The sequence below is a fragment of the Metabacillus indicus genome (assembly GCF_046603695.1).
Classification (GTDB): domain Bacteria; phylum Bacillota; class Bacilli; order Bacillales; family Bacillaceae; genus Bacillus_P; species Bacillus_P indicus.
The window spans coordinates 3,625,960-3,646,613 of sequence record NZ_CP176757.1 but is presented as its reverse complement, the minus strand read 5'-3'; the positions used below and the strand labels follow the sequence as shown (position 1 = coordinate 3,646,613).

Sequence of the window (20,654 nt, the reverse complement as noted above, 5' to 3'; positions counted from 1 at the left end):
ATCTTGCTCGATTAAATTATAAGGAAAAAGTAGAAAGTAAACCCAAGAATCAGCACAAGAATAATGATGGATAAAAAGATGACAATATGTTTAGAGGGCTTAAACGTCTGAGTATCGATCTGCTTCGTTTTTTTGATATAGTCATACGTCGAAAACAGGACAATCCCAATTCCTGAAAAAATGGAGACAATACCGGTAATAGTAGTTATGGCATCAGCCATATCAGACAGTTTTGACAAAAAAGTAAAATGAATATTAGTCATAAGAAACCCGATTCCGATAATGGCGATGGATGTCCGGATCCAGGCTAAATAGGTTCTTTCATTTGCGAGATGCTGCTGAATGTAATTAGAGCTCACTGTTTTATTCAATGGGTTCACCTCATTCATTTATCTTACCTTCATTAAATACTATATGGGGTATATATTCAACTTTTGAATTCTGTAAGAGTATGTCCATATTTATAAATAAAAAGCGGAAATCAGTTTAGATACAAACAGGTTTAGAAGAATGTTGACGAGGTAATATACATATACGGGTATATGTAAAATAACAAGGAGGCAATTCTATGTTTTTCCGTTCATTCTTTGATGAAAATCTTGCTCAAATGTCCTATTTTGTTGGATGCCAGAAGACAGGCGAGGCACTGATTGTAGATCCTGCACGCCACATATCTCCCTATTTGGAAACGGCAGCTAAAGAGGGTTTTCATATTTCAGCCGTAACAGAAACCCATATTCATGCCGATTATGTATCTGGATCACGAGAGCTTGCGAAAAAGACAGGAGCCAAGCTCTTTTTATCTGACGAGGGCGATGAAAACTGGAAATACGGATTTGCTGAAGAGTTTGACCACGAGTTTCTGAAGGATGGCTCTGTTTTCACAATCGGGAAAATCGAACTGAAGGTGCTTCATACTCCTGGGCATACACCGGAGAGCATCTCTTATGTTCTTACTGACAGAGGAGGCGGCTCTGATGTGCCGATGGGGATTTTCACAGGAGATTTCGTTTTTGTCGGAGATATTGGTCGTCCGGATCTTTTGGAGAAGGCGGCAGGGGTAACCGGAACTGCTGAAGCAGGGGCAGCTGCCATGTATCAGTCCGTACAGAAGTTCAGGGAACTGCCTGACTTTATGCAGATATGGCCGGCTCATGGAGCAGGGAGTTCCTGCGGAAAAGCATTGGGGGCTGTGCCGGTTACAACGGCCGGATATGAAAAGAAAAACAATTGGGCTTTTAAACTTGATAACAAGGATGACTTTATAGAAGAACTGCTTAAAGGCCAGCCTGAGCCTCCGAAATATTTTGCCCTTATGAAAAAAGTGAACAAAGAGGGGCCGGATTACTTGCGTGAAGCTGATATACAGGAGATGTCTGCTGAGGAACTGAAAAAGAATTCAGAGGTACAAGTGATTGACACAAGGCCATCTGATCTTTTTAAAGAGGGGCACTTGCCTGGAAGTCTTAATATTCCGTTTGGCAAAACGTTTGCAAACTGGGCCGGATGGCTTCTTGATTACAGCAGGGAAGCGGTGCTCGTGTGTGAGTCAGCATCTGTTGAACAGGCAAAAAAAATGCTCGAGTCGGTAGGGTATGATAAAACGGCAGCATATATAGAACCAAAAGGCATCAGTGAGATTTCAGACATGGAAACGTATGAAGAAGTCACCGCAGCCGAGGCAGCTGATCTGCTTAAATCAAACCCTGAAGACTATGCAGTGATCGATGTAAGAAACGCTGCAGAGTGGGAGCAGGGGCATATTCTGGAAGCAAAGCACATGATGCTTGGAACCATCCAAAAGAGAACGGATGAGCTCCCGGATGACAAAAAGCTGCTTGTCCACTGTCAATCAGGGGTGCGCTCAGCCATCGCCATGAGTGTTCTTCAGGCAGAAGGGTACAAAGATTCCATCAATATTATCGGCGGTTTTTCTGCCTGGAAGGAAGCGGACCTGCCGTACTCAAAAGAAAGCTGACAAAGGGTATCCTGTCTGAAATCTTTTCATAAAAAACGGTTCCCAATCCTTCTGCCTCTTGTTAAAATTAGGGAGATGCTAAACAAGGAAGGATGAAAACCATGTTTAAAAAGATCGCTTCAGAAGCACTTGGCCTGTCAGATATCGGCACGATCATCAGCCCTCAAGACTTTGATAAAACAGATGCAGACGATTATGTAATGCATGAAGACAACGAAAAAATCTACTTCTTAATTAAAACAAAAGCAGACGAGTACTGCTTTACGAATCTTGCCTTTATCCATGTAGATGGTGCAAATGCTGTCTCTTCAAAGCGAACATTGAAACGCTATCCTTACGCACAGCATAAGTTTTCAGATGTCATGCTTGAAACAGCAGGCAAAATTGATATGGACGTTGAAATCAAGTTTACACTGGGCAGCCAGCGTTTTGACATTGACGTGCGCAAAGATCAAATTGAACAGCTGAAGGACCTGTACAAATCACTTCTTCGCATCGCTGAAACTACGCATGAGAATGCCATCTACATTGATATGGCGTCTCAAAGTCTTGATAAAGCGGTGAATGTACTGCAAAACTCAAGAACGGATGATACAAAGCTTGCTGATACATACAGAGATCTGACGGACTTCGGGTTCACATGGATGACATCTGTACGCGAGCAGTACCATATTAAAGATTTTGGCAGCGTGTTTGAAAAGTATATTAATAATTGATTGTAATAAAAGGCTGGGAAGTAACTGTTTCAGCCAAGAAAGAACCGGACTGGGATTATAGCTAGTCCGGTTTTTTATGTTAAAACGACTAAGAATGTTCCCGATTTTATGGTGTCATAAGCCGTAGTGCTGCCACTTTTACCAAAGATGTACGATGGTTAGTGGCGTCATTCGTTGTAGTGCCGCCACTTTTACCAGGGATGGATGATGGTTAGTGCCGCCACTTTTACCAGGGATGGATGATGGTTAGTGGCGTCATTCGTTGTAGTGCTGCCACTTTTACCAGAGATGGACGATGGTTAGTGGCGTCATTCGTTGTAGTGCTGCCGTTTTTACCAGAGATGGATGCACGTTTGTGGCGTCATTCGTCGTAGTGCTGCCACTTTTACCAGAGATGGATGCACGTTTGTGGCGTCATTCGTCGTAGTGCTGCCACTTTTACCAGAGATGGATGCACGTTTGTGGCGTCATTCGTTGTAGTGCCGCCACTTTTACCAGAGATGTACGATGGTTAGTGGCGTCATTCGTTGTAGTGCCGCCACTTTTACCAGAGATGGATGATGGTTAGTGGCGTCATTCGTTGTAGTGCTGCCGTTTTTACCAGAGATGGATGATGGTTAGTGGCGTAATTCCACGTAATGCCGTATGTTTCATAAGGAGTGGCATCATTTTTTTCGGAATTTTGTTTAATCAAATCGACCAGACTGATGCTTTAAAACCTGTGCAAATAGTCTGAAGTGTGTTGACAATGAGAATCGTTCTCCATTATAATGACGAAGTACTTATTGAAAATCATTATCAACAGCGATAAACAGGGGGAAATAACATGTCACTTAAGTGGACGATTTTATCAGCGGCTCTTGCATCAGCTCTTATCATCAGCGGATGTTCAAAAGATTCCGCGTCATCAAATGAAGAGAAACCGGCTGCAGAAGAGAAAGCAGGCAAAGAAGAACAAGTGAAATCAGATACAGATAAGCAGGCTGAAATGGAGCCTGAAGCTCTTGTGGCCTCTTATAAAGAAGCAGTTGCAGAACTGGATAAAGCAAAAGAAGACAAAGAAGTGGACTTTGCAAAAGTAGAAGAAATCTACATATCCGACCTTCAGCCGCTTGTTAAAAAGCGCGATGAGGAATTCGGAGAACAGGTTGACCAGACGCTGACAGCTGCACTTGCAGCCGGCAAGAACGAAGAAATGAATCCGGTTGTTGTAAGACAGCTTTTTGATAAGCTCATGCAGAAAGAATTTTTCCAGACGGTCAGACACGAATTTGCTGAAATCGATGAAAACTGGGGAAATAAAGAAGAAGTAACGGAAGAATATGAAGAAGCAATGACATTCTACAGTGTTCTTGAAGGAACCGTTGAAAAGCGCGATGCCGCCTATGAGTCAAACATGCAGGAGGTTATTTCAGGCGGGTTCAGCGAAATTCAGTCAGCCATTGAAAATGACGACAAACTTGCTTTTTCACTTGGAAAACAAGTAGTTGATAAAACCTTGATGAAAACATTCTATTATGCAGTAGGCGCTGTGCCGAACGGCTATGCAACAAAAGCGTCAGAATCAGCGAAAACGGATGAAACAGAAGCGATGATTCAGCAGTCAGAAGGATGGGCTTTCTATCAGTCAGTGTATCCTTATCTGCAAAAGAATGCGCCTGAAGAAGCAGACTACATCCTAGGCCAGCTTGATCTTCAGACAGATGCGAAAAATATTGATGCTTACAAAATCAACAGAGCGTTCGTACGCGGATTCGGCAAGATTGCCCTTCATGAATATGAAGAAAGCAAAGAAGCGTTCGGTGAAGAAAAAGGAACAGTTACAGCCATCGAGGGTGCTCTTTTCATCAACATGATTGAAAATGACATCAAAGAAATTCTTGGCGAAGAAGAAACAGCGAAGCTGACTGAAAATGCTAATAGCTATCTTGAAGCTGCAAAAGCAGGCAACAAAGAAGAAGCAGACAAATATTTGCCTTTACTTGAAGAGAGCTTAAATAATCTCATTCAGAAAGCTCAATAATATGGTATAAAAGAAGAAGCCTTGTTTGCAGACAAGGTTTCTTCTTTTTACGATGAGAATGGATGATGAGGAGATTAATGCAAATATGAAAGTACTTATAACAGGAGGGGCAGGTTTCATTGGAAGCCATCTTGCCATCCGCCTTTTAAAAGAGGGCATGCACCCGGTTTTGATAGATCATCTTTCCGAGGAACTGCCCCATGCGAGAAAAGAATATCAGCTGAAGCAGGTATTCAAAACCGGGCCTGCCGTTTATTATAATTGCAGTTTCCTGGAACGCGAAAAGGTTTCTGTCATCATGGAGAAGGAAAAGCCCCATGCTGTCGTTCACCTGGGAGGACTGGCAGGGGTCATACCTTCCCTTAAAGATCCTTCTGCTTATATTAAGACGAATATCGACGGTACAAACAATGTGCTTGCCTGTGCCGCTGAACAGAATGTGAAGCATGTGATCTTTGCTTCTTCTTCATCCGTTTACGGAGAACAGGCAGGGCTTCCGCTGTCAGAGGATATGGCGACAGGAAGGGTTCTTTCCCCGTATGCTGCCTCCAAAGCAGGTGCAGAGGCACTCTGCCACTCTTATCGCCACATGTATGGCTTTCAGATGAATATCCTCAGATTCTTTACCGTATATGGACCGTGGGGAAGGCCGGATATGGCGTTTGCCACTTTCATCCGCAAGCTTTTCCATAATGAGCCGATTACTATTTACGGACAGGGTACAGGCCGTGATTATACGTATATTGATGACATTGTGAGCGGCATTCTGCTGACACTGAAATCAAAAGAGAGTGACGTGTACAATCTTGGATCAGGCCGGCCCGTTTTAATGAGTGAGGTAGTGGATGAGATCAAGCATCACTTTCCGAATGTGACGCTGCTGCAAAAAGAGGCAAGGACAGGCGATGTGACGTCGACCTGGGCGGATGTCTCAAAAGCACGGGCGAAACTGGGATATGAACCAGCTGTGTCTTTTAAGAAAGGATTTGAGGAAACTGTTGCCTGGGCAAAAGAGCATTCGGACCTTATTTAATCTGACAGGCCTCATTCTTGTAGGCTTTTTTATCTTTATCAGCCTCCGTGTGTTCCATCCGGAGTTAATGATAGGCCAGTTCCAGTCTCTCCTGCAGCGTCCGAACGTCCTGATTGCGATCACCCTTTTGTACGGGACTGCCTTTATTTTACGGGCAGCTGCTTGGAAGCTGTATCTCAAAAATCGCGCTTCATTCAGAAAGTGTCTCGCAGGCCTGCTTTACAGCCTGTTTGTCAACCATTTATCTCCGGTAAAAGCAGGGGACGCAGTGAGAGCAGCTGTTTTTAAAGGCGACCGGAATGTATCTCTTGGGCAGGCAGCCCACTCTGTGGTTGTGCTGAGGCTTCTTGACATGCTTGTGCTGAGTGTGTTTGCAGGGGCTGGCTTTACTGTGCTTCTTGGCGGATTTGGCCTGAATGTTCCGCTTGTCATTTTGCTGGGAGTTGTTGCAGGAGTCGGGCTTTTGCTGCTGGGGCTGAAATTTCCTGAGTTCCTCCGAAAGCAGACTCTTCAGCTGAAAGAAGGGCTTCACGGTGTGAGGGGCATGGCAGTCATATGTTTAATTATTGTGAGCTGGGTGCTTGAAGCGTTCGTTATATTTGGTGTTGCTGCACCTGGAAGCTTATCCTTCCTTGAATCGATTTGGGTGAACAGCGTGACGGTTGCAGGACAGGTATTTCAGGTGACGCCGGGCGGGGTGGGCACTTATGAATCGGTGATGACAGCGGCCCTCGTTCAGACAGGTGAAGCCGTCCAGGAAGCCTACGGATACGCAGTCATCAGCCACGTGTTTAAATTTGTCTTTTCATATGCAGGCGGTCTGGCGGCATTTCTTTTGCTGCCGCTTCCGGTGAGAGAACTGACAACATTCATGAAAAGAAAGGAGAGGGATCGGATTGGAAAAAGCTAAACAGGCTTCATCTTTTGAGAAAATCGCTGCATGGTGCTGGAATTTGCTGAATGAAGGCAAGCCGTTCACGCCTATTTTTGCAGCAGGTTCTTTTTTGCTGTTTCATCTTGGTCTTTTTGAAGATGTCCGTTTTTGGCAATCGTTCGCAGGTTCGCTGCTCGTTGTCATTCCATTGCTTATTATTTATTATCTCTATGATTTCCCTCTATTTTTAAGGAATTATTTGTGGATTCCGTTCATTGCGTATTTGCTTATGTTTGATGCAGTGAATCTTGGCCTGCTCTTATTTGCTGCCGGTCTTTATTTCTTTTTTACGGTCTTTTTCTGGGGCACGTTTTATTATCATCTTCGGATTGGGACGTCCTGGACTAACTTTACGCGTTTCTGGAAGCTTGTGTTAAAAAACAGTGACTCCACAAGCGGAAATGCACAGGAGCAGCTACCGAAGCTGGCACTTGTTCTTTCCGTCTGGAGCTATGCGTTCAGCGTTTTATACAATGGCGGAACGTATGCAGATATTGCTGCCGGGCAGCTCATCATTTTGTATGGGGGTCTGCTCATTTATACCTTTATTCTTCATCGGTATCTGTTCGACTGGAAGCCGAAGCCGATTTCCACATATACAGATAATGCCGAAGTACCTGAAAAAGGCTTGAATGATAAAGTAGTTGTCATTGTCATCGACGGAATGAGAAAGGAACGGTTTGAAGAAGCTGATACCCCTTATCTCGATTACCTCCGCAAGAACGGAACAGAGTATGCGAAGATGGAAACGGTGTATCCTGCACGAACGGTTGTGTGTTTCTCATCCATGTTCACCGGCACATACCCGTTTGAGCATGGCATAAAATCCAACATGGTGTGGAGATTCGGAGTGCGGACAGAAAGTATTTTTGATTCCTTGCGCAAAGTGGGGAAAAAGGGGAAAATGCTTGCCGTTGCCCACCTTGTGGACGCATTTGGAAAAGACGTTGAAACCTTTACCGCCGTCATGAAAAATGATGTGGTTGATTATAAAATCATGGAAAAAGCAAAGCAGATTATGGATGAGCAGGATCCTGAGCTGTTCATCGTCCAGTTGATTTCAACAGATCAGACAGGCCACAGCAGAGGTGTATTATATGACGAGTATCTTCAGAAAATAAAAGAAGCCGATCATCTCGTAAAGGATTTTATCGGACACCTTGAAAAATCAGGAAAAGCCGAAAATACGACGTTTATCATCTGTGCGGACCACGGCCAGGCCGATGGCATCGGCGGTCACGGCCATCTTGATGAGGGAGAGCGGATTGTGCCGTTCTTCATGTACGGCCCATCCATTGCCAAAGGCAAAGTGGTGGAGGAAAAACACAGTCTCGTATCGATTGCGCCTACCCTTTCCTATCTGCTAGGCGCACCATTTCCATCGCACAGCAGGGGACCGGTGCTCATGGATGCCGTTAAGAAAGGATCAGATCAATGAGAAAACAGAAAGTAATCGTATTTCTGCCCGCATACAACGAAGAAAAATCCATCGCACCTGTCATCGAATGTGTTCCCCGGAACATTCATGAGAATGTGGACGTTGAAATTCTGGTTATTGACGATGGTTCAACAGACGGAACTGTCCGTGTCGCAAAAGCGGCAGGCGCTGATCATATTGTATCAATGCCCCGTAACGGCGGCCTCGGGGCTGCGGTCAGAGAAGGCCTTGCGCAAAGCTTTCGATTAGGGGCTGATATCTCTGTCATGATTGATGCCGACAACGAATATCCAGCGGATGAAATTCCAAACCTCTTGGAACCGATATTTGCAGGAGAAGCAGACTACACAATGGGTTCGAGATTTTTAGGAACGATAAAAGGGATGAAGCTTCATAGAAGGCTTGGCAATTACTGCTTCACCCTCCTTCAGTCGCTTCTATTAAGAAGGTGGATCTACGACGGGCAATCAGGCATGAGGGCGTTCTCCCGCCAGGCAATGGAACACGCTGAAATCATCCATGACTACAATTATGCCCAGGTCATCACACTTAACCTTGTCCGCAAAGGCTTCAGGGTAAAAGAGGTGCCGATCACCTATCAAGTGCGGACAGAAGGTCAGTCATTTATTAAATTCAGAAAATACATGTCGTCTGTTCTGCCTGCCATCTTTAAAGAAATGACGCGCCCGGTCAGAAAACCGGACATAAAAAGAGATGCACATGTTTTGCCGCTTTTTAGAGAAAATAAAAAATGCTCCTAGAGTATTTTTTATTTTCTCATTTTTTATTGACAATAAAAATGAGAATCATTATCATTGTTTAGGGAGGGAACATAATGAAAAAGACTTTTATCCTGCTTTTAGCACTAATACTACTCAGTTTGCCTGTACATAACAGTGTTTCTGCTTATTCCTACGGTGATCCGAATGAGGAAAAGATCGCAGAAGCTTATAAAAACATGCAGGTTCAGCTCGACGAATCTCCTCCTGATTTTGCTGAGGCAAAGAAGATTTATGAAACAGTTCAGGAAGAAGTGGATATGCACATGGGCGCTGAGCCTTCAGAAGCAATCCTTCAGAATATAGAAGATAAAGACAAAGAACAGCTGGTTCAGAACATGGAGAAGCTTCTTGCCATGAACATCAGCCGCCGCCTTGAGAACGTAGACGCGAATTTTAAAGATTACGATACAAGCAAACGACTGCTTGCAAAAGGCTTTGCTACTTACGAAGCTTTGTCGCCGCGCATCGCAGAGAGTGACCCTGAAATGGATCAGCAGAACAAAGATGAATTCAATAAAGCTCTAAAATCTCTTGGAAATCCGGGCCTTTTCGGTGTCGGAAAAGCAGATGCAAGCCAGGATTCGTTTAATGAAAGCAAAGATGTTATTTTAACGAACCTGAAAAAAGAATTTGATATAGAAGATTTTGAACAGGGACACTTTACAAGCGGAGAGGAAGAATCGACCGCTTCAGAGACAACGGACTGGACAGATCTTGCGAATTTGAAAAACTGGATTCCAATTTTGCTGCTCGCAGCAGTGATTGCGGCCGTTACAGTATTCACCATCCGGAGAAGAAGAAAGTAGCCGCATAATAAAGGGGAGGGTATAGTATGCAGCTTCAGGCATTTTTAATCACATTCCGCGAAGTACTTGAAGCCCTGCTGATCGTAGGGATTATCACCACATATTTAAAGAGAATAGACAATGCAAAGCTTGTGAAATTTGTCTGGCTTGGTGCAGGCCTTGCCATTTTCGCAAGCTACCTTGTGGCATTGCTTTTCCAGGTCGTCTTTACCGGCTTTTCGGCGATGGGAAGCGAAATGTACCTGAAGATATCCATTATCTTTATATCCTCCATTCTTTTAACACAAATGGTTTTCTGGATGGCTGAACACAGCAAAAACATCAAGTCCTCCATTGAGGGAAAAATCAGTCATTATATTTCTGCCGGTAGCATCATCGGCATGGTCATGCATTCCTTCCTTGTTGTCCTCCGCGAAGGTGTAGAAACGGTCTTCTTTTTCGCAGCCATCACGGGCGGAAACATTGGAGCGGCTATGCAGGGCTGGGGTGCTATATCGGGGCTGCTCACAGCATCTGTTGTCAGCTATTTATTCTTTAAAGGAACAATGAAGATTTCACTTAAAGCATTCTTTAGAATTACGGGGGCTTTCATTGTCCTGATCGCTGCGGGTTTGTTTGTCCAAGGTATTTCTATCCTTCAGGATTTAAAGATCATTGGAAGCGTCATGCCTCATGTGTACAACATTACTTGGCTGCTGCCGGAGCATCCAATTGATTATGCGCACTATCTGCGCGATCACGGCACAGCACCGCTTTTATCAGGAGATATCGGCATCTTCCTGAAAGCATTTCTTGGCTATTCATCCATGCCTTCTCTCGAGGAAGTCATCGGATACCTTGGCTATTTTGCTGTCATTTATATGCTGCTGACAACTAAGAAGCCTGTAAAGAAAGAAAAAGAAGCATCCAAAGAAGTATTGAAGCCTGAGGCACGTTTAGGCTAAAAAGCGCAAGGCATATGCCTTGCGTTTTTTATCGTTCAGTATCCAGCAGAGGAGAATGCAATAATGAGCAAAAACATCACGACAGCCGCCGCCTTTTTTCTTCTGGCTGCAGTCTTCAGCTTACGGTTTTTATACAGCAGCCCCTATGCAGCAACCTGGGATCAGGTTGACTTTGCCCTTGCACTTGAGAGATATGATCTTCTTGCCATGCAGCCGCATTTTCCCGGCTATCCTTTTTTTATCTTCGGAGGCATGCTTGCTAACAGCTGGATAGAAAACCCTGCACAGGCACTGTCTGTTTTTAACGGAATCATGACACTTGCTGCGAGCCTGCCGGTTTATCTGCTTGCAAGGCAGTATGCCGGACGTCTTCCATCACTTCTGGTTGTGGCGGCCTTGCAGACGAACACGTACCTCTCTATCCTTTCAGCTCAGCCGATGTCAGAAGGAGCGGCAATCGGGGCGCTGTGGTGGTATCTATGGGCGGTTCACCGTGCATATCATAAAAACAATCTGACGGCACAGCTCCTGCCGCTGCTTTTTTTCAGTCTGTTAATGGGGATAAGGCTCTCGTATGCTCCGTTCGGACTTGCCATCGTGCTCCTGTGGATTCATCAGTACCGAAAAGGAAAACGTTTTAGGGAGCTTGCGGGCCTTGCTGCTGCGGCCATTCTGTTTCAGGGAGTGTGGCTTGCTGCGCTTATTCTCAGTGAAGGGAGCATAAGCGGTTTTCTAAAGCTTTCCATGGGATTTGTAGCAGGTCACTTCACTTCTTGGGGAGGCGCTGTTACGGAGTCAGGGGAACCGCTCCTGTCCAGACTTTACCGGCTGACTGTCAACAACGTTGTGTATACAGGCATGTTTGCGGGATCACTTCTCCTGCTTGCTGCGGGTACTGCAGCTGCTTGCTTGCTGCTGATCAGATTCCGAAAGGCTGCATTCAGGGAGTACTGGTCGAACAACAAGCTGCTGCTCACCCTTGCCGGCGCCTATTTTATCTGGAATCTCTTCGCGCAAAACATTGATAAACCGAGACACTCGTTTCCGATTGCCATGCTGCTGCTTTTCAGCCTTTTTACAATGGCTGCCGCAAAATCTGCAAAAGCTCAGTATGCCCTTATTCTGTTTGCCATCCTTCAGTTAGCGGTAAGTGTTCCCATTCTAAAAGAACAGGTCGAAAAAAAACCCGCCGTCTATCAGATGGCGGAATACCTTGAACAGCAGCAACAGCCGCTGATTGTGTATACGTGGGAAGAAACCCGGGTGCTGCAGTATCTTTCCGTTCCCTATGACCATAAACGCTTTTACACATATCCATACTTCAAAAAAGACATCTCCTACCAAAAAAACAAGGAAATCTATCTGACAGGCGAGCTCGTCGACGGATTTAAGGAACAGGGAGTGGACTTATATCCCCGTCTTGAAAAAGTAAAAGAATTTCATTCGAACTTGCTTTTTGATCCTGTTTACGGGGAGATTGAACTTTATAAATTGAAGGAATGATGGGTGAGGTGAGTGCAGCTGATGAGGTTTTCTTACCCTCGCAGATCGAATTACAGTTTGCGAGGGTAAGCAAAGTAGATTTGCTTACCCTGGCAGTTCGAATAACGGTTTGGGAGGGTAAGATAGGTTGGTTTGCTTACCCTGGCAGATTGAATAACGGTTTGGGAGGGTAAGATAGGTTGGTTTGCTTACCCTGGCAGATCGAATAACGGTTTGGGAGGGTAAGATAGGTTGGTTTGCTTACCCTGGCAGATTGAATAACGGTTTGGGAGGGTAAGATAGGTTGGTTTGCTTACCCTGGCAGTTCGAATAACGGTTTGGGAGGGTAAGATAGGTTGGTTTGCTTACCCTGGCAGATTGAATAACGGTTTGGGAGGGTAAGATAGGTTGGTTTGCTTACCCTGGCAGATCGAATAACGGTTTGGGAGGGTAAGAAACGCAGGTTTGCGTGCCCTCTCAGATCGAATAACGGTTTGGGAGGGTAAGAAAAGTAGATTTGCTTACCCTGGCAGTTCGAATAACGGTTTCGGAGGGTAAGAAAAGTAGATTTGCGTGCCCTCTCACATCGAATTGCGGTTTAGGAGGGTAAGATAAATTGTCTTGCAACTCATCTCCACTCCAAAATCCCTTTCAAATCTTCGTAAATACTATGCGGCTTTACCCCAAGCTCTTCTGTGGGCATGCCTCCCCGGTTGATCCAAGCTGTCTGGAATCCGAAATTTCTGGCACCGGAAATATCCCATCCGTTTGATGACATGAAAAGCACGTTTTCCCGCTCGACCCCGAGTTCTTTTAATACAAGGGTGTAGGAAGCAGGGGAAGGTTTGAATTGCTTCGCATGATCAACACTGATAATGGCGTCAAAAAGAGGCGCAAGTCCTGACTGTTCAATGAGGGGATCCAGCATATCATGGGATCCATTTGAAAAGACAGCCAATTTTTTATCCGATAGGCTCCGCAGAACCTCTTCCGTTTCCGGGTAGCATTCCAGCTTTTTATATTCATTAATAAGCAGCTCTTCTTTTTCAGGTGAATTCTCCAGATGAAGCGAACGAAGGGTGTATGACAGTGCGTTTCTTGTGACGGTCAAAAACGTTTCATAGTTGCCCATAATCTGCCGCAGGAAGGAATATTCCAGCTGCTTTTGCCGCCATATCCTGCTGATCTCTTCTCCTCGTCCATCATAAAGTTCATCTGCTTTTTTCTTTACGGAATGCACATCAAAAAGTGTGCCGTATACGTCAAATACACAAGCCTTTATTTCATTATTCATTGGCGTCTCCTCCTATTACTGAGCCATACCCGTTTTTTTACTATACACAAACAGACAGAAAATATGGCGAAAGCTTGAACAATGGTCAAATTTGTCCAAAATGGAACGTACTCAAAGTTGCACTGAGCTTCTGTTTTCATGTAAATTGATGGATAACACGTAAGGAAAAGGTGATCGTTTGAAACCAACTGCAGCAAAGTTTATCGGCATTTTATCCGTGCTGGCAACCGCTTTATGGATATTTGGACTTGGATGGACGATTCAGCATTATTTTTTCAGCGGGCCGGCTGCTAATCTTTCGCCCGGTCAGAGTGAAAAGGAAGAAGTAAGCGCTTCGAGCGACGGGGAGTATCAGATTGTCGCGCTTGGAGATTCTCTAACGCGGGGAACCGGGGATCAGTCCGGTAAAGGATACATCGGCTACATGATGGATGAGCTCGGAGAAAAGACAGACAGAGAGATTAACCTGTCTAATCTGGCTGTAAAAGGACAAGTCTCAAAAGACGTCATAGGTCAGCTCCAAAAGCCTGAAATCAAGAGGCAGCTCCGCTCAGCGGATACGATTGTCATGACGATTGGCGGAAATGATTTGTTCCAGGGTGGCCAGGCGTTGGAAAATCTGAACGCTTCTGCAAATGAAGCGGCAAGAGAAGCGTATGTAAAGAATCTGGATGCCATTTTCAGCGAAATTCGCGAAATAAATAAGGAAGCCGTGCTTTATTATGTCGGTCTCTACAACCCGTTTAATGATCTTGAAGATGCAAAAACGACGTCAGCTGTTGTCAGACAGTGGAATTTTGAATCCGCAGAGACGGCAGCGAAATACCCAAACGTCATCATGGTTCCGACGTTCGATTTATTTGAGCAGAACGTGAATGACTACTTGTACAGCGATAAATTTCATCCTAACTCAGAAGGCTATAAGCTGATCGGAGAGAGGCTTTCATCATTGATTGTGTTCAGCGGGGAGGAGAAGCAGGATGAGCAGTAAGCAGACAACGCTCGCAGTGACAGATCTTAAAAAGAAAATTGGACGGAAAGAGATCATTAAAGGCATTTCATTTCAGCTGCAAAAGGGAGAAGTATTCGGCTTTCTCGGACCAAACGGAGCAGGAAAGACAACGACGATCCGCATGCTTGTCGGGCTCATTAAAGCAACGTCAGGAAAGATTACAATTTGCGGCCATGATTTAAAGACGGATTTTTCAAAAGCCATCAGTCATATCGGGTGCATTGTGGAAAACCCTGAACTATATCCTTACCTGACAGGCCGGGAAAACCTTCAGTATTTCTGGCGCATGGTTCCCGGGCTTCCGAAGGAAAGGATACAGGAAGTGGTGGACCTTGTCGGACTACAGAACAGAATTGACGACCGCGTAAGCACGTACTCCCTAGGTATGCGCCAGCGCCTTGGTATTGCCCAGGCTCTTCTTGGCAAGCCGGATGTACTCATTCTTGATGAGCCGACAAACGGCCTTGATCCGGTGGGCATCCGGGAAATGCGGGAATTCATCCGGTTCCTAGCAGAAGAAGAAGGACTGAGTGTTCTGGTATCCTCTCATTTGCTCAGTGAAATTCAGCTGATGTGCGACAGAGTGGCGATTATATCTAAAGGATCTGTACTTAAAGTAGACACAGTAGAGCACCTCCTGTCAGAGAAAGAGAGAGTCATCTGGAAGCTTGACCCTCCTGAAAAAGGGAAAGAAGTGCTGGCAGCGGAAACAGCCATCCTGTCAGACTTTGATCAGCAGATTGTCACGTATCATGAAGAAGAACATATCCCGGACTGGAACGGGAAGCTCGTTTCAGCTGGTGTTAAAGTGAAAGAAATCCAGGTTAAGCTTCCTACTCTTGAAGACCTGTTCATTGAACTGACTGAAGGTGAAACCATTGATTAATCTTGTCTACAACGAAATGATCAAAATCATTCGCAAAAAGCGGCTCTTTATTATCGCAGGAATTCTTGCCGTCCTGGTTGGCCTTTTCACCTATGCACAAATGAAAGAAGCACAACAGCTTCAAGAAGAACTTGGGACCACAGACTGGCGCACTCAGCTGCAGCAGGAAATTATCAATGCCCAGAACCGGCTGAGTTCAAGCGGAATTTCAGCTGAATGGAAAAAATATTTGCAGATCCGAATGGAACAGCAGCAATACTACCTGGACAATGACATCAATCCAAGTGCGCCGGGAGCACCGACGTTCATGAGGATGTTCGCCGAAAATTCCATCGATCTCCTGCTGCCGCTCATGGTCATGGTCATTGCAGCAGACCTTGTCTCGTCCGAAGCGAACAGAGGCACCATTAAACTGCTGTTGACAAGACCTGTGAAAAGGTGGAAGATCCTTCTGAGTAAATACATCACCCTGCTTTTGTCCATATCGTTTATTGTTCTTTCGCTTGGGGTTCTGTCTTACCTGATATCTGGAGTCGTCTTCGGATATGGCGGGTGGACAATGCCTGTGCTGACCGGATTTACCGTGACCGGAGAAGAACTGAACACGGAAAATGTTCAGCTCATTGACCAGTGGCAGTATATCCTGATGGAGCTTGGGCTCGTATGGTTCGTCGCTGTCGTCATCGGCACGCTTACCTTTACCCTGTCCGTGCTCATGAAGAGTACGGCATCCGTCATGGGCGTCATGCTCGCAGCACTGATTGCGGGAGCGATTCTTGCCAATATGGTTTCCTCGTGGGAATCAGCGAAATACTTGTTCATGGTCAACTTGAGGCTCACAGACTACGTAGCCGGAATGGCTCCGCCAATCAGCGGGATGTCGCTCGGATTTTCAATGAGTGTCCTCGGCGTATGGGCCGTGTGCGGCCTCATCGTATCGTTTTTTGTCTTTTCGAGAAGAGATATTTACTAAGAAACAGCCGCAGGGGATGCGGCTGTTTTTTTCATACTTGCATTCCGTTAAGGGCGTACAAACCTGATAATTAAAATAGAAATGTAAAAACTAAGTACAACTTGCACAAAACAACACGTTTTGAAATAATGTATATGAGCATATATTCATATATAAGAAGAACGGAGGGATTTGGATGGGACATTCTCACAGCCATGGTCATGACGGGCATCACCACCACCATACGAACAATAAAAAAGCACTGCTTTGGGCGTTTGCTCTTATTGCTCTCTTTATGGTTGCTGAAGTGATAGGGGGGCTTCTGACAAACAGTCTGGCTCTGCTTTCTGATGCAGGTCATATGCTGAGTGATGCGGCTGCGCTTGGCTTGAGTTATCTGGCTCTGGTATTCGGGGCAAAAGGGGCATCTTCTTCTAAAACATTCGGGTACAAACGGTTTGAGATACTTGCTGCATTCATAAACGGCCTGACGCTGATCGTCATTTCGATTTTTATTTTTATAGAAGCCTATCAGCGGTTTGTGGATCCACCGGAAGTAGTAAGCTCAGGAATGCTGATTATTTCAAGCATCGGCCTGCTGGTTAATATTGCAGCTGCATTTATTCTGATGAAGGGTGACAAGGATGACAATTTGAATGTCAGAAGTGCTTTTCTCCATGTAATCGGGGATATGCTTGGTTCTGTCGGGGCCATTATCGCCGCCTTGCTGATCATGTTTTTCGGCTGGGGAGCAGCAGATCCAATTGCAAGTATCATTGTGGCCATCTTAATCATCATCAGCGGATTCAGGGTCACAAAGGATTCGTTTCATATTTTGATGGAGGGTGTTCCGGGCAACTTGAATCTGGATGAAATTAAAGGCGCTCTGCTGAACATGGACCGTGTACACGGGGTGCACGATCTGCATGTATGGTCGATTACATCAGATTTTCCTGCACTGAGCTGTCATCTTGAAGTGGAGGAAGGAATGGAACAGCAGGCTGTCCTAAGAGAAGCGAACAAACTGCTGCATGACAAATTCGGACTTCATCATACAACCATTCAGGTCGACTGGACAGGATCAGGCTGCTGCGGGGATGAGCACTGCAATTAAAAGACAATTAAAATAAAGCCCCGAATTATGGGGCTTTTCTGCTGTCTTTTTAATGCTGCGCATGCTCAATCATCTGTTTTAGAAGCCCGATAACATGTTCATCATCGTGTGAATAAAATAAGGTGGTGCCTTCTCTGCGGAATTTGACCAGGCGCAGGTTTTTTAAAAATCTGAGCTGGTGGGAAACGGTTGACTGCAGAAGAGATAAGGTTTCAGCTATTTCATTGACCGAGCGTTCTCCCTGTGTCAGGAGATTTAAGATACGGAGTCTGGTAGGATCGGACAATGCTTTGAATGTCTGCGATGCGATAAACAGCGTTTCTTCGTCCAAGTCCTGATAGGACCCGTGTTTTTCATTAGACATTGATATTCTCCTTCTCCGGGCGATTGTTCCTTTATTATAGGAAAAATGTTCTGTTTATACAAACATTCAAATAATTGTTTGACTGTTCATGTATTCATGCATATACTTTATTCAAACAATGATTTGAATGTGGGGTGTGATGAAAATGAATCTGCAGGATGTTTGTGAAATCACCTGTGTTCACTCTGAGAAGGTGGAGCGGGCAAAAAGAAAAGCAGCACAGCTGGATACAGGAAGGGCTGTGAGAATTTATAAAGCACTGGCTGATGAAACGAGACTCAAAATTGTCTGTGCCCTTTTTGAAGAGGGGGAGCTTTGTGTCTGTGATGCAGCCGCCATCACCGGCACAACAACAGCAACCGCATCGCACCATTTGCGGCTTTTGAAAAATTCCGGTCTCGCAAAGTTCCGGAAAGAAGGAAAACTTGTCTATTATTCATTGGATGATGAGCATGTATTGCAGCAGATCCGGATTGCTTTTGTTCATCAAGAGGAGATGAGCATCCATGGAAGCTGAACAATCAGCCGAGAAGAATGTGTACCGGGTACAAGGTTTTACATGTGCGGGCTGCGCCGGGAAGTTTGAGCGGAACGTCAAGGAGCTGGACGGCGTGACGGATGCGAAAGTGAACTTCGGTGCCGCCAAGCTGACCGTGATGGGAACAGCCAGTATAAAAGAAATCGAGAAAGCCGGTGCGTTTGAGCACCTGAAAATACTTCCTGAAAAAGGGGCTGTGGAAACACCGGCAGAACCTTTTATCAAAAAGCATGGGGCATTGCTCGCATCAATAGGCTTCATTGCTTTCGGGTACTATTCTCTTTTTGCATATGGAGAAGAAAGCCTGCCGTCTATTCTGGCATTTCTGGTTGCCATAATCATTGGGGGATATTCGCTTTTCCTCACGGGATTTAAAAATCTGATGCGCCTTGAATTCGATATGAGAACACTGATGACAATCGCTGTTATTGGTGCTGCAATCATTGGAGAGTGGAGTGAGGGTGCGGTTGTTGTCATCTTGTTTGCCATCAGCGAAGCGCTTGAATCCTATTCAATGGACAGGGCGCGCCGGTCGATACGTTCTTTAATGGAAATAGCCCCGAAAACAGCCCTGATCAGGAGAAATGGCCTGGAATCGCTGATATCGGTTGATGATATTGAGGTCGGAGATTTAATGATTGTCAAACCGGGACAGAAGATTGCTATGGACGGAAGGGTTATAAAAGGTTTTTCATCTGTTAACCAGGCTCCGATTACCGGTGAATCCATGCCAGCTGAAAAAAGCCCCGGTGCAGATGTGTTTGCCGGGACACTGAACGAAGAAGGATTTCTTGAGGTTGAGGTCACGAAGCTTGCAGAAGATACGGCTATTTCAAAAATCATTCATCTGGTAGAAGAGGCTCAGGCTGAGCGTGCCCCTTCACAGGCATTTGTTGATAAGTTTGCGAAATATTACACGCCTGCCATTATGGCTGTCGCGTTGTTGGTTGCTGTTCTTCCGCCATTATTTCTTGGCGGTGCATGGGAAACGTGGATTTATCAGGGGCTTGCCGTTTTAGTGGTAGGATGCCCGTGCGCCCTCGTTATTTCTACACCTGTATCCATTGTAACGGCCATCGGCAATGCGGCCCGGAACGGAGTGCTGATAAAAGGCGGCATTTACCTTGAAGAGCTTGGCAGCATTAAGGCTGTGGCTTTTGATAAAACAGGAACCCTGACTAAAGGAACACCCGCTGTTACGGACTTTGAAGTTCTTGCTGGAGGACGTTCTGAAGATGAATTTTTCACAAAGATTGCCGCTCTTGAAAACAAATCACAGCATCCGCTTGCATCTGCCGTTTTAAAGAAGGCCAGAAATCTGAATCTTTCTTTTGATTCCCTGGTGGTCGAAGACTTTACGTCTGTCACTGGAAAAGGGCTGAAAGGCAAGGTTGACGGGGAATGGGTGTATGTAGGGAATGCCTCTTTGTTTGAAGAGTCCGGCAAGCTGGATTCCAGATGGACCGAAAGAATGCAGTCCCTGCAGAGAGAAGGAAAAACGGTCATGCTTGCGGGTACAGATAAAGGGCCGCTTGCTCTTTTAGCTGCAGCGGATGAGGTGCGGGACAGCAGCATCCGGGTGATCGATCAGCTGAAGGAGCTTGGGATCAGCAAGACTGTGATGCTTACGGGAGACCATGCAGCAACTGCTGAAGCGGTGGGCAGGCAGCTCGGCGTTTCGGACATAAAAGCGGACCTTCTTCCGGAAGATAAATTAACAGCCGTTAAAGATGTGCAGCAGACCTATGGCAAGACCGCTATGGTCGGTGACGGAGTAAACGATGCTCCGGCTCTTGCATCAGCTTCTGTAGGAATAGCCATGGGCGGAGCCGGAACCGATACGGCGCTTGAAACAGCGGACGTAGCGCTGATGGGTGATGATTTGAAGAAGCTGCCGTTTGCCATTGACTTAAGCCGCAGAACCCTTGTCATCATCAAGCAGAACATCGCGTTTGCACTCGGACTTAAGCTCATCGCGCTGCTTCTTGTCATTCCCGGCTGGCTGACCCTCTGGATCGCCATTTTCGCAGATATGGGAGCAACCCTGCTTGTGACAGCCAACGGATTGCGTCTGTTAAGAGTAAAAGAAAAAAGAGACAGCTAGAATGGGAGAACGCGGACCTTGCGGGGTTCGTGTTTTTTTGAATGGAATAAGTGCTTTTGGGGAATTTATGACCTTTCAGAGGTCTTTATCATGTATGAAGGTCACAATCTGTTGCCTATATGACGCTTAAGATATTTTTGCCGTAGCTGAAAGTCACAATCCAAGCCTCTTATGACCCTTCAGCCGTTTCCGCCGCAGCTGAAGGTAACAAATGACATTTCAGGATTTTCTGCTGCAGCTGAAGGTAACAATCG

Annotated in this window: 19 protein-coding genes; 16 read left to right on the top strand and 3 right to left on the bottom strand. The window is 45.5% G+C overall.

Annotated features, from left to right (window positions below):
• Nucleotides 1-11: 11 nt before the first annotated feature.
• The gene (locus tag ACK1LH_RS18615) at nt 12-371 is read right to left on the bottom strand and encodes a DUF202 domain-containing protein (protein WP_320154642.1); all 360 of its coding nucleotides are present in this window, start codon (nt 369-371) and stop codon (nt 12-14) included.
• Between the two features lie 197 nt (nt 372-568).
• On the opposite strand from ACK1LH_RS18615, the gene ACK1LH_RS18610 reads away from it, so the two are divergent.
• The 10 genes from ACK1LH_RS18610 (at nt 569) to ACK1LH_RS18565 (ending at nt 12,157) form a co-directional block, all read left to right on the top strand.
• Entirely contained in the window at nt 569-1,978 is a 1,410-nt protein-coding gene (locus ACK1LH_RS18610) for an MBL fold metallo-hydrolase (RefSeq protein ID WP_411333888.1), read from the top strand.
• 101 nt (nt 1,979-2,079) lie between these two features.
• On the top strand, nt 2,080-2,694 hold the full coding sequence (locus ACK1LH_RS18605; protein ID WP_029566908.1) for a PH domain-containing protein: 615 nt from the start codon (nt 2,080-2,082) through the stop codon (nt 2,692-2,694).
• 826 nt (nt 2,695-3,520) lie between these two features.
• Nucleotides 3,521-4,717 carry a hypothetical protein gene (locus ACK1LH_RS18600; protein WP_029284542.1) on the top strand — a complete coding sequence of 399 codons (1,197 nt, stop codon included), beginning with the start codon at nt 3,521-3,523 and terminating at the stop codon, nt 4,715-4,717.
• An 85-nt stretch (nt 4,718-4,802) separates the two neighbouring features.
• Nucleotides 4,803-5,750, top strand: coding sequence for an SDR family NAD(P)-dependent oxidoreductase (locus ACK1LH_RS18595; RefSeq protein WP_203288975.1), 948 nt, complete (start codon nt 4,803-4,805; stop codon nt 5,748-5,750).
• Nucleotides 5,716-6,660 (top strand): lysylphosphatidylglycerol synthase transmembrane domain-containing protein, encoded by a 945-nt coding sequence (locus ACK1LH_RS18590; protein ID WP_242524632.1) that lies wholly within the window; start codon nt 5,716-5,718, stop codon nt 6,658-6,660. The genes ACK1LH_RS18595 and ACK1LH_RS18590 overlap by 35 nt, the downstream gene beginning before the upstream one ends.
• A complete protein-coding gene (locus tag ACK1LH_RS18585; protein WP_411333887.1) occupies nt 6,647-8,122 on the top strand; it encodes an alkaline phosphatase family protein in 1,476 nt (491 codons plus the stop codon). Before ACK1LH_RS18590 ends, ACK1LH_RS18585 begins: the two co-directional genes overlap by 14 nt.
• Entirely contained in the window at nt 8,119-8,883 is a 765-nt protein-coding gene (locus ACK1LH_RS18580) for a glycosyltransferase family 2 protein (RefSeq protein WP_411333886.1), read from the top strand. The genes ACK1LH_RS18585 and ACK1LH_RS18580 overlap by 4 nt, the downstream gene beginning before the upstream one ends.
• A 74-nt stretch (nt 8,884-8,957) precedes the next feature.
• A complete protein-coding gene (locus ACK1LH_RS18575) occupies nt 8,958-9,710 on the top strand; it encodes a hypothetical protein (RefSeq protein ID WP_029284534.1) in 753 nt (250 codons plus the stop codon).
• Nucleotides 9,711-9,736: 26 nt separating this feature from the next.
• Nucleotides 9,737-10,654, top strand: coding sequence for an FTR1 family protein (locus tag ACK1LH_RS18570; protein ID WP_203288953.1), 918 nt, complete (start codon nt 9,737-9,739; stop codon nt 10,652-10,654).
• 63 nt (nt 10,655-10,717) lie between these two features.
• Nucleotides 10,718-12,157, top strand: a complete 1,440-nt coding sequence (locus ACK1LH_RS18565; protein WP_411333885.1) for a hypothetical protein — start codon at nt 10,718-10,720, stop codon at nt 12,155-12,157.
• 607 nt (nt 12,158-12,764) lie between these two features.
• Here the strand turns inward: ACK1LH_RS18565 and ACK1LH_RS18560 are convergent.
• On the bottom strand, nt 12,765-13,430 hold the full coding sequence (locus tag ACK1LH_RS18560) for a haloacid dehalogenase type II (protein ID WP_029566900.1): 666 nt from the start codon (nt 13,428-13,430) through the stop codon (nt 12,765-12,767).
• Nucleotides 13,431-13,608: 178 nt separating this feature from the next.
• Between ACK1LH_RS18560 and ACK1LH_RS18555 the strand changes: the two genes are divergently transcribed.
• The 4 genes from ACK1LH_RS18555 to ACK1LH_RS18540 all read left to right on the top strand — a co-directional run bounded on the left by ACK1LH_RS18555 (nt 13,609) and on the right by ACK1LH_RS18540 (nt 17,394).
• Nucleotides 13,609-14,421: an SGNH/GDSL hydrolase family protein gene (locus ACK1LH_RS18555; RefSeq protein WP_029284526.1), complete on the top strand. Its 813-nt coding sequence runs from the start codon at nt 13,609-13,611 to the stop codon at nt 14,419-14,421.
• Nucleotides 14,411-15,328, top strand: coding sequence for an ABC transporter ATP-binding protein (locus tag ACK1LH_RS18550; protein ID WP_029284524.1), 918 nt, complete (start codon nt 14,411-14,413; stop codon nt 15,326-15,328). Before ACK1LH_RS18555 ends, ACK1LH_RS18550 begins: the two co-directional genes overlap by 11 nt.
• Entirely contained in the window at nt 15,321-16,301 is a 981-nt protein-coding gene (locus tag ACK1LH_RS18545; protein WP_029566898.1) for an ABC transporter permease, read from the top strand. Before ACK1LH_RS18550 ends, ACK1LH_RS18545 begins: the two co-directional genes overlap by 8 nt.
• Nucleotides 16,302-16,476: 175 nt before the next feature.
• Nucleotides 16,477-17,394: a cation diffusion facilitator family transporter gene (locus ACK1LH_RS18540; RefSeq protein ID WP_411333884.1), complete on the top strand. Its 918-nt coding sequence runs from the start codon at nt 16,477-16,479 to the stop codon at nt 17,392-17,394.
• A 49-nt stretch (nt 17,395-17,443) separates the two neighbouring features.
• Here the strand turns inward: ACK1LH_RS18540 and ACK1LH_RS18535 are convergent, their stop codons facing one another.
• Nucleotides 17,444-17,758: an ArsR/SmtB family transcription factor gene (locus ACK1LH_RS18535; protein ID WP_029284518.1), complete on the bottom strand. Its 315-nt coding sequence runs from the start codon at nt 17,756-17,758 to the stop codon at nt 17,444-17,446.
• 145 nt (nt 17,759-17,903) lie between these two features.
• On the opposite strand from ACK1LH_RS18535, the gene ACK1LH_RS18530 reads away from it, so the two are divergent.
• Together ACK1LH_RS18530 and ACK1LH_RS18525 are read left to right on the top strand one after the other, a co-directional pair.
• Nucleotides 17,904-18,275 carry an ArsR/SmtB family transcription factor gene (locus ACK1LH_RS18530; RefSeq protein ID WP_029284516.1) on the top strand — a complete coding sequence of 124 codons (372 nt, stop codon included), beginning with the start codon at nt 17,904-17,906 and terminating at the stop codon, nt 18,273-18,275.
• Nucleotides 18,265-20,400, top strand: coding sequence for a heavy metal translocating P-type ATPase (locus ACK1LH_RS18525; protein WP_411333883.1), 2,136 nt, complete (start codon nt 18,265-18,267; stop codon nt 20,398-20,400). The genes ACK1LH_RS18530 and ACK1LH_RS18525 overlap by 11 nt, the downstream gene beginning before the upstream one ends.
• The last annotated feature ends 254 nt before the right edge of the window (nt 20,401-20,654 follow it).

What these genes read in the sequence shown, in the direction of transcription:
- ACK1LH_RS18535 (WP_029284518.1), bottom strand. Translation starts at nt 17,758, where the DNA reads ATGTCTAATGAAAAACACGGGTCCTATCAGGACTTGGACGAAGAAACG.
- ACK1LH_RS18580 (WP_411333886.1), top strand. Translation starts at nt 8,119, where the DNA reads ATGAGAAAACAGAAAGTAATCGTATTTCTGCCCGCATACAACGAAGAA.
- ACK1LH_RS18600 (WP_029284542.1), top strand. Translation starts at nt 3,521, where the DNA reads ATGTCACTTAAGTGGACGATTTTATCAGCGGCTCTTGCATCAGCTCTT.
- ACK1LH_RS18525 (WP_411333883.1), top strand. Translation starts at nt 18,265, where the DNA reads ATGGAAGCTGAACAATCAGCCGAGAAGAATGTGTACCGGGTACAAGGT.
- ACK1LH_RS18550 (WP_029284524.1), top strand. Translation starts at nt 14,411, where the DNA reads ATGAGCAGTAAGCAGACAACGCTCGCAGTGACAGATCTTAAAAAGAAA.
- ACK1LH_RS18565 (WP_411333885.1), top strand. Translation starts at nt 10,718, where the DNA reads ATGAGCAAAAACATCACGACAGCCGCCGCCTTTTTTCTTCTGGCTGCA.
- ACK1LH_RS18610 (WP_411333888.1), top strand. Translation starts at nt 569, where the DNA reads ATGTTTTTCCGTTCATTCTTTGATGAAAATCTTGCTCAAATGTCCTAT.
- ACK1LH_RS18540 (WP_411333884.1), top strand. Translation starts at nt 16,477, where the DNA reads ATGGGACATTCTCACAGCCATGGTCATGACGGGCATCACCACCACCAT.
- ACK1LH_RS18595 (WP_203288975.1), top strand. Translation starts at nt 4,803, where the DNA reads ATGAAAGTACTTATAACAGGAGGGGCAGGTTTCATTGGAAGCCATCTT.
- ACK1LH_RS18575 (WP_029284534.1), top strand. Translation starts at nt 8,958, where the DNA reads ATGAAAAAGACTTTTATCCTGCTTTTAGCACTAATACTACTCAGTTTG.
- ACK1LH_RS18605 (WP_029566908.1), top strand. Translation starts at nt 2,080, where the DNA reads ATGTTTAAAAAGATCGCTTCAGAAGCACTTGGCCTGTCAGATATCGGC.
- ACK1LH_RS18560 (WP_029566900.1), bottom strand. Translation starts at nt 13,430, where the DNA reads ATGAATAATGAAATAAAGGCTTGTGTATTTGACGTATACGGCACACTT.
- ACK1LH_RS18530 (WP_029284516.1), top strand. Translation starts at nt 17,904, where the DNA reads ATGAATCTGCAGGATGTTTGTGAAATCACCTGTGTTCACTCTGAGAAG.
- ACK1LH_RS18570 (WP_203288953.1), top strand. Translation starts at nt 9,737, where the DNA reads ATGCAGCTTCAGGCATTTTTAATCACATTCCGCGAAGTACTTGAAGCC.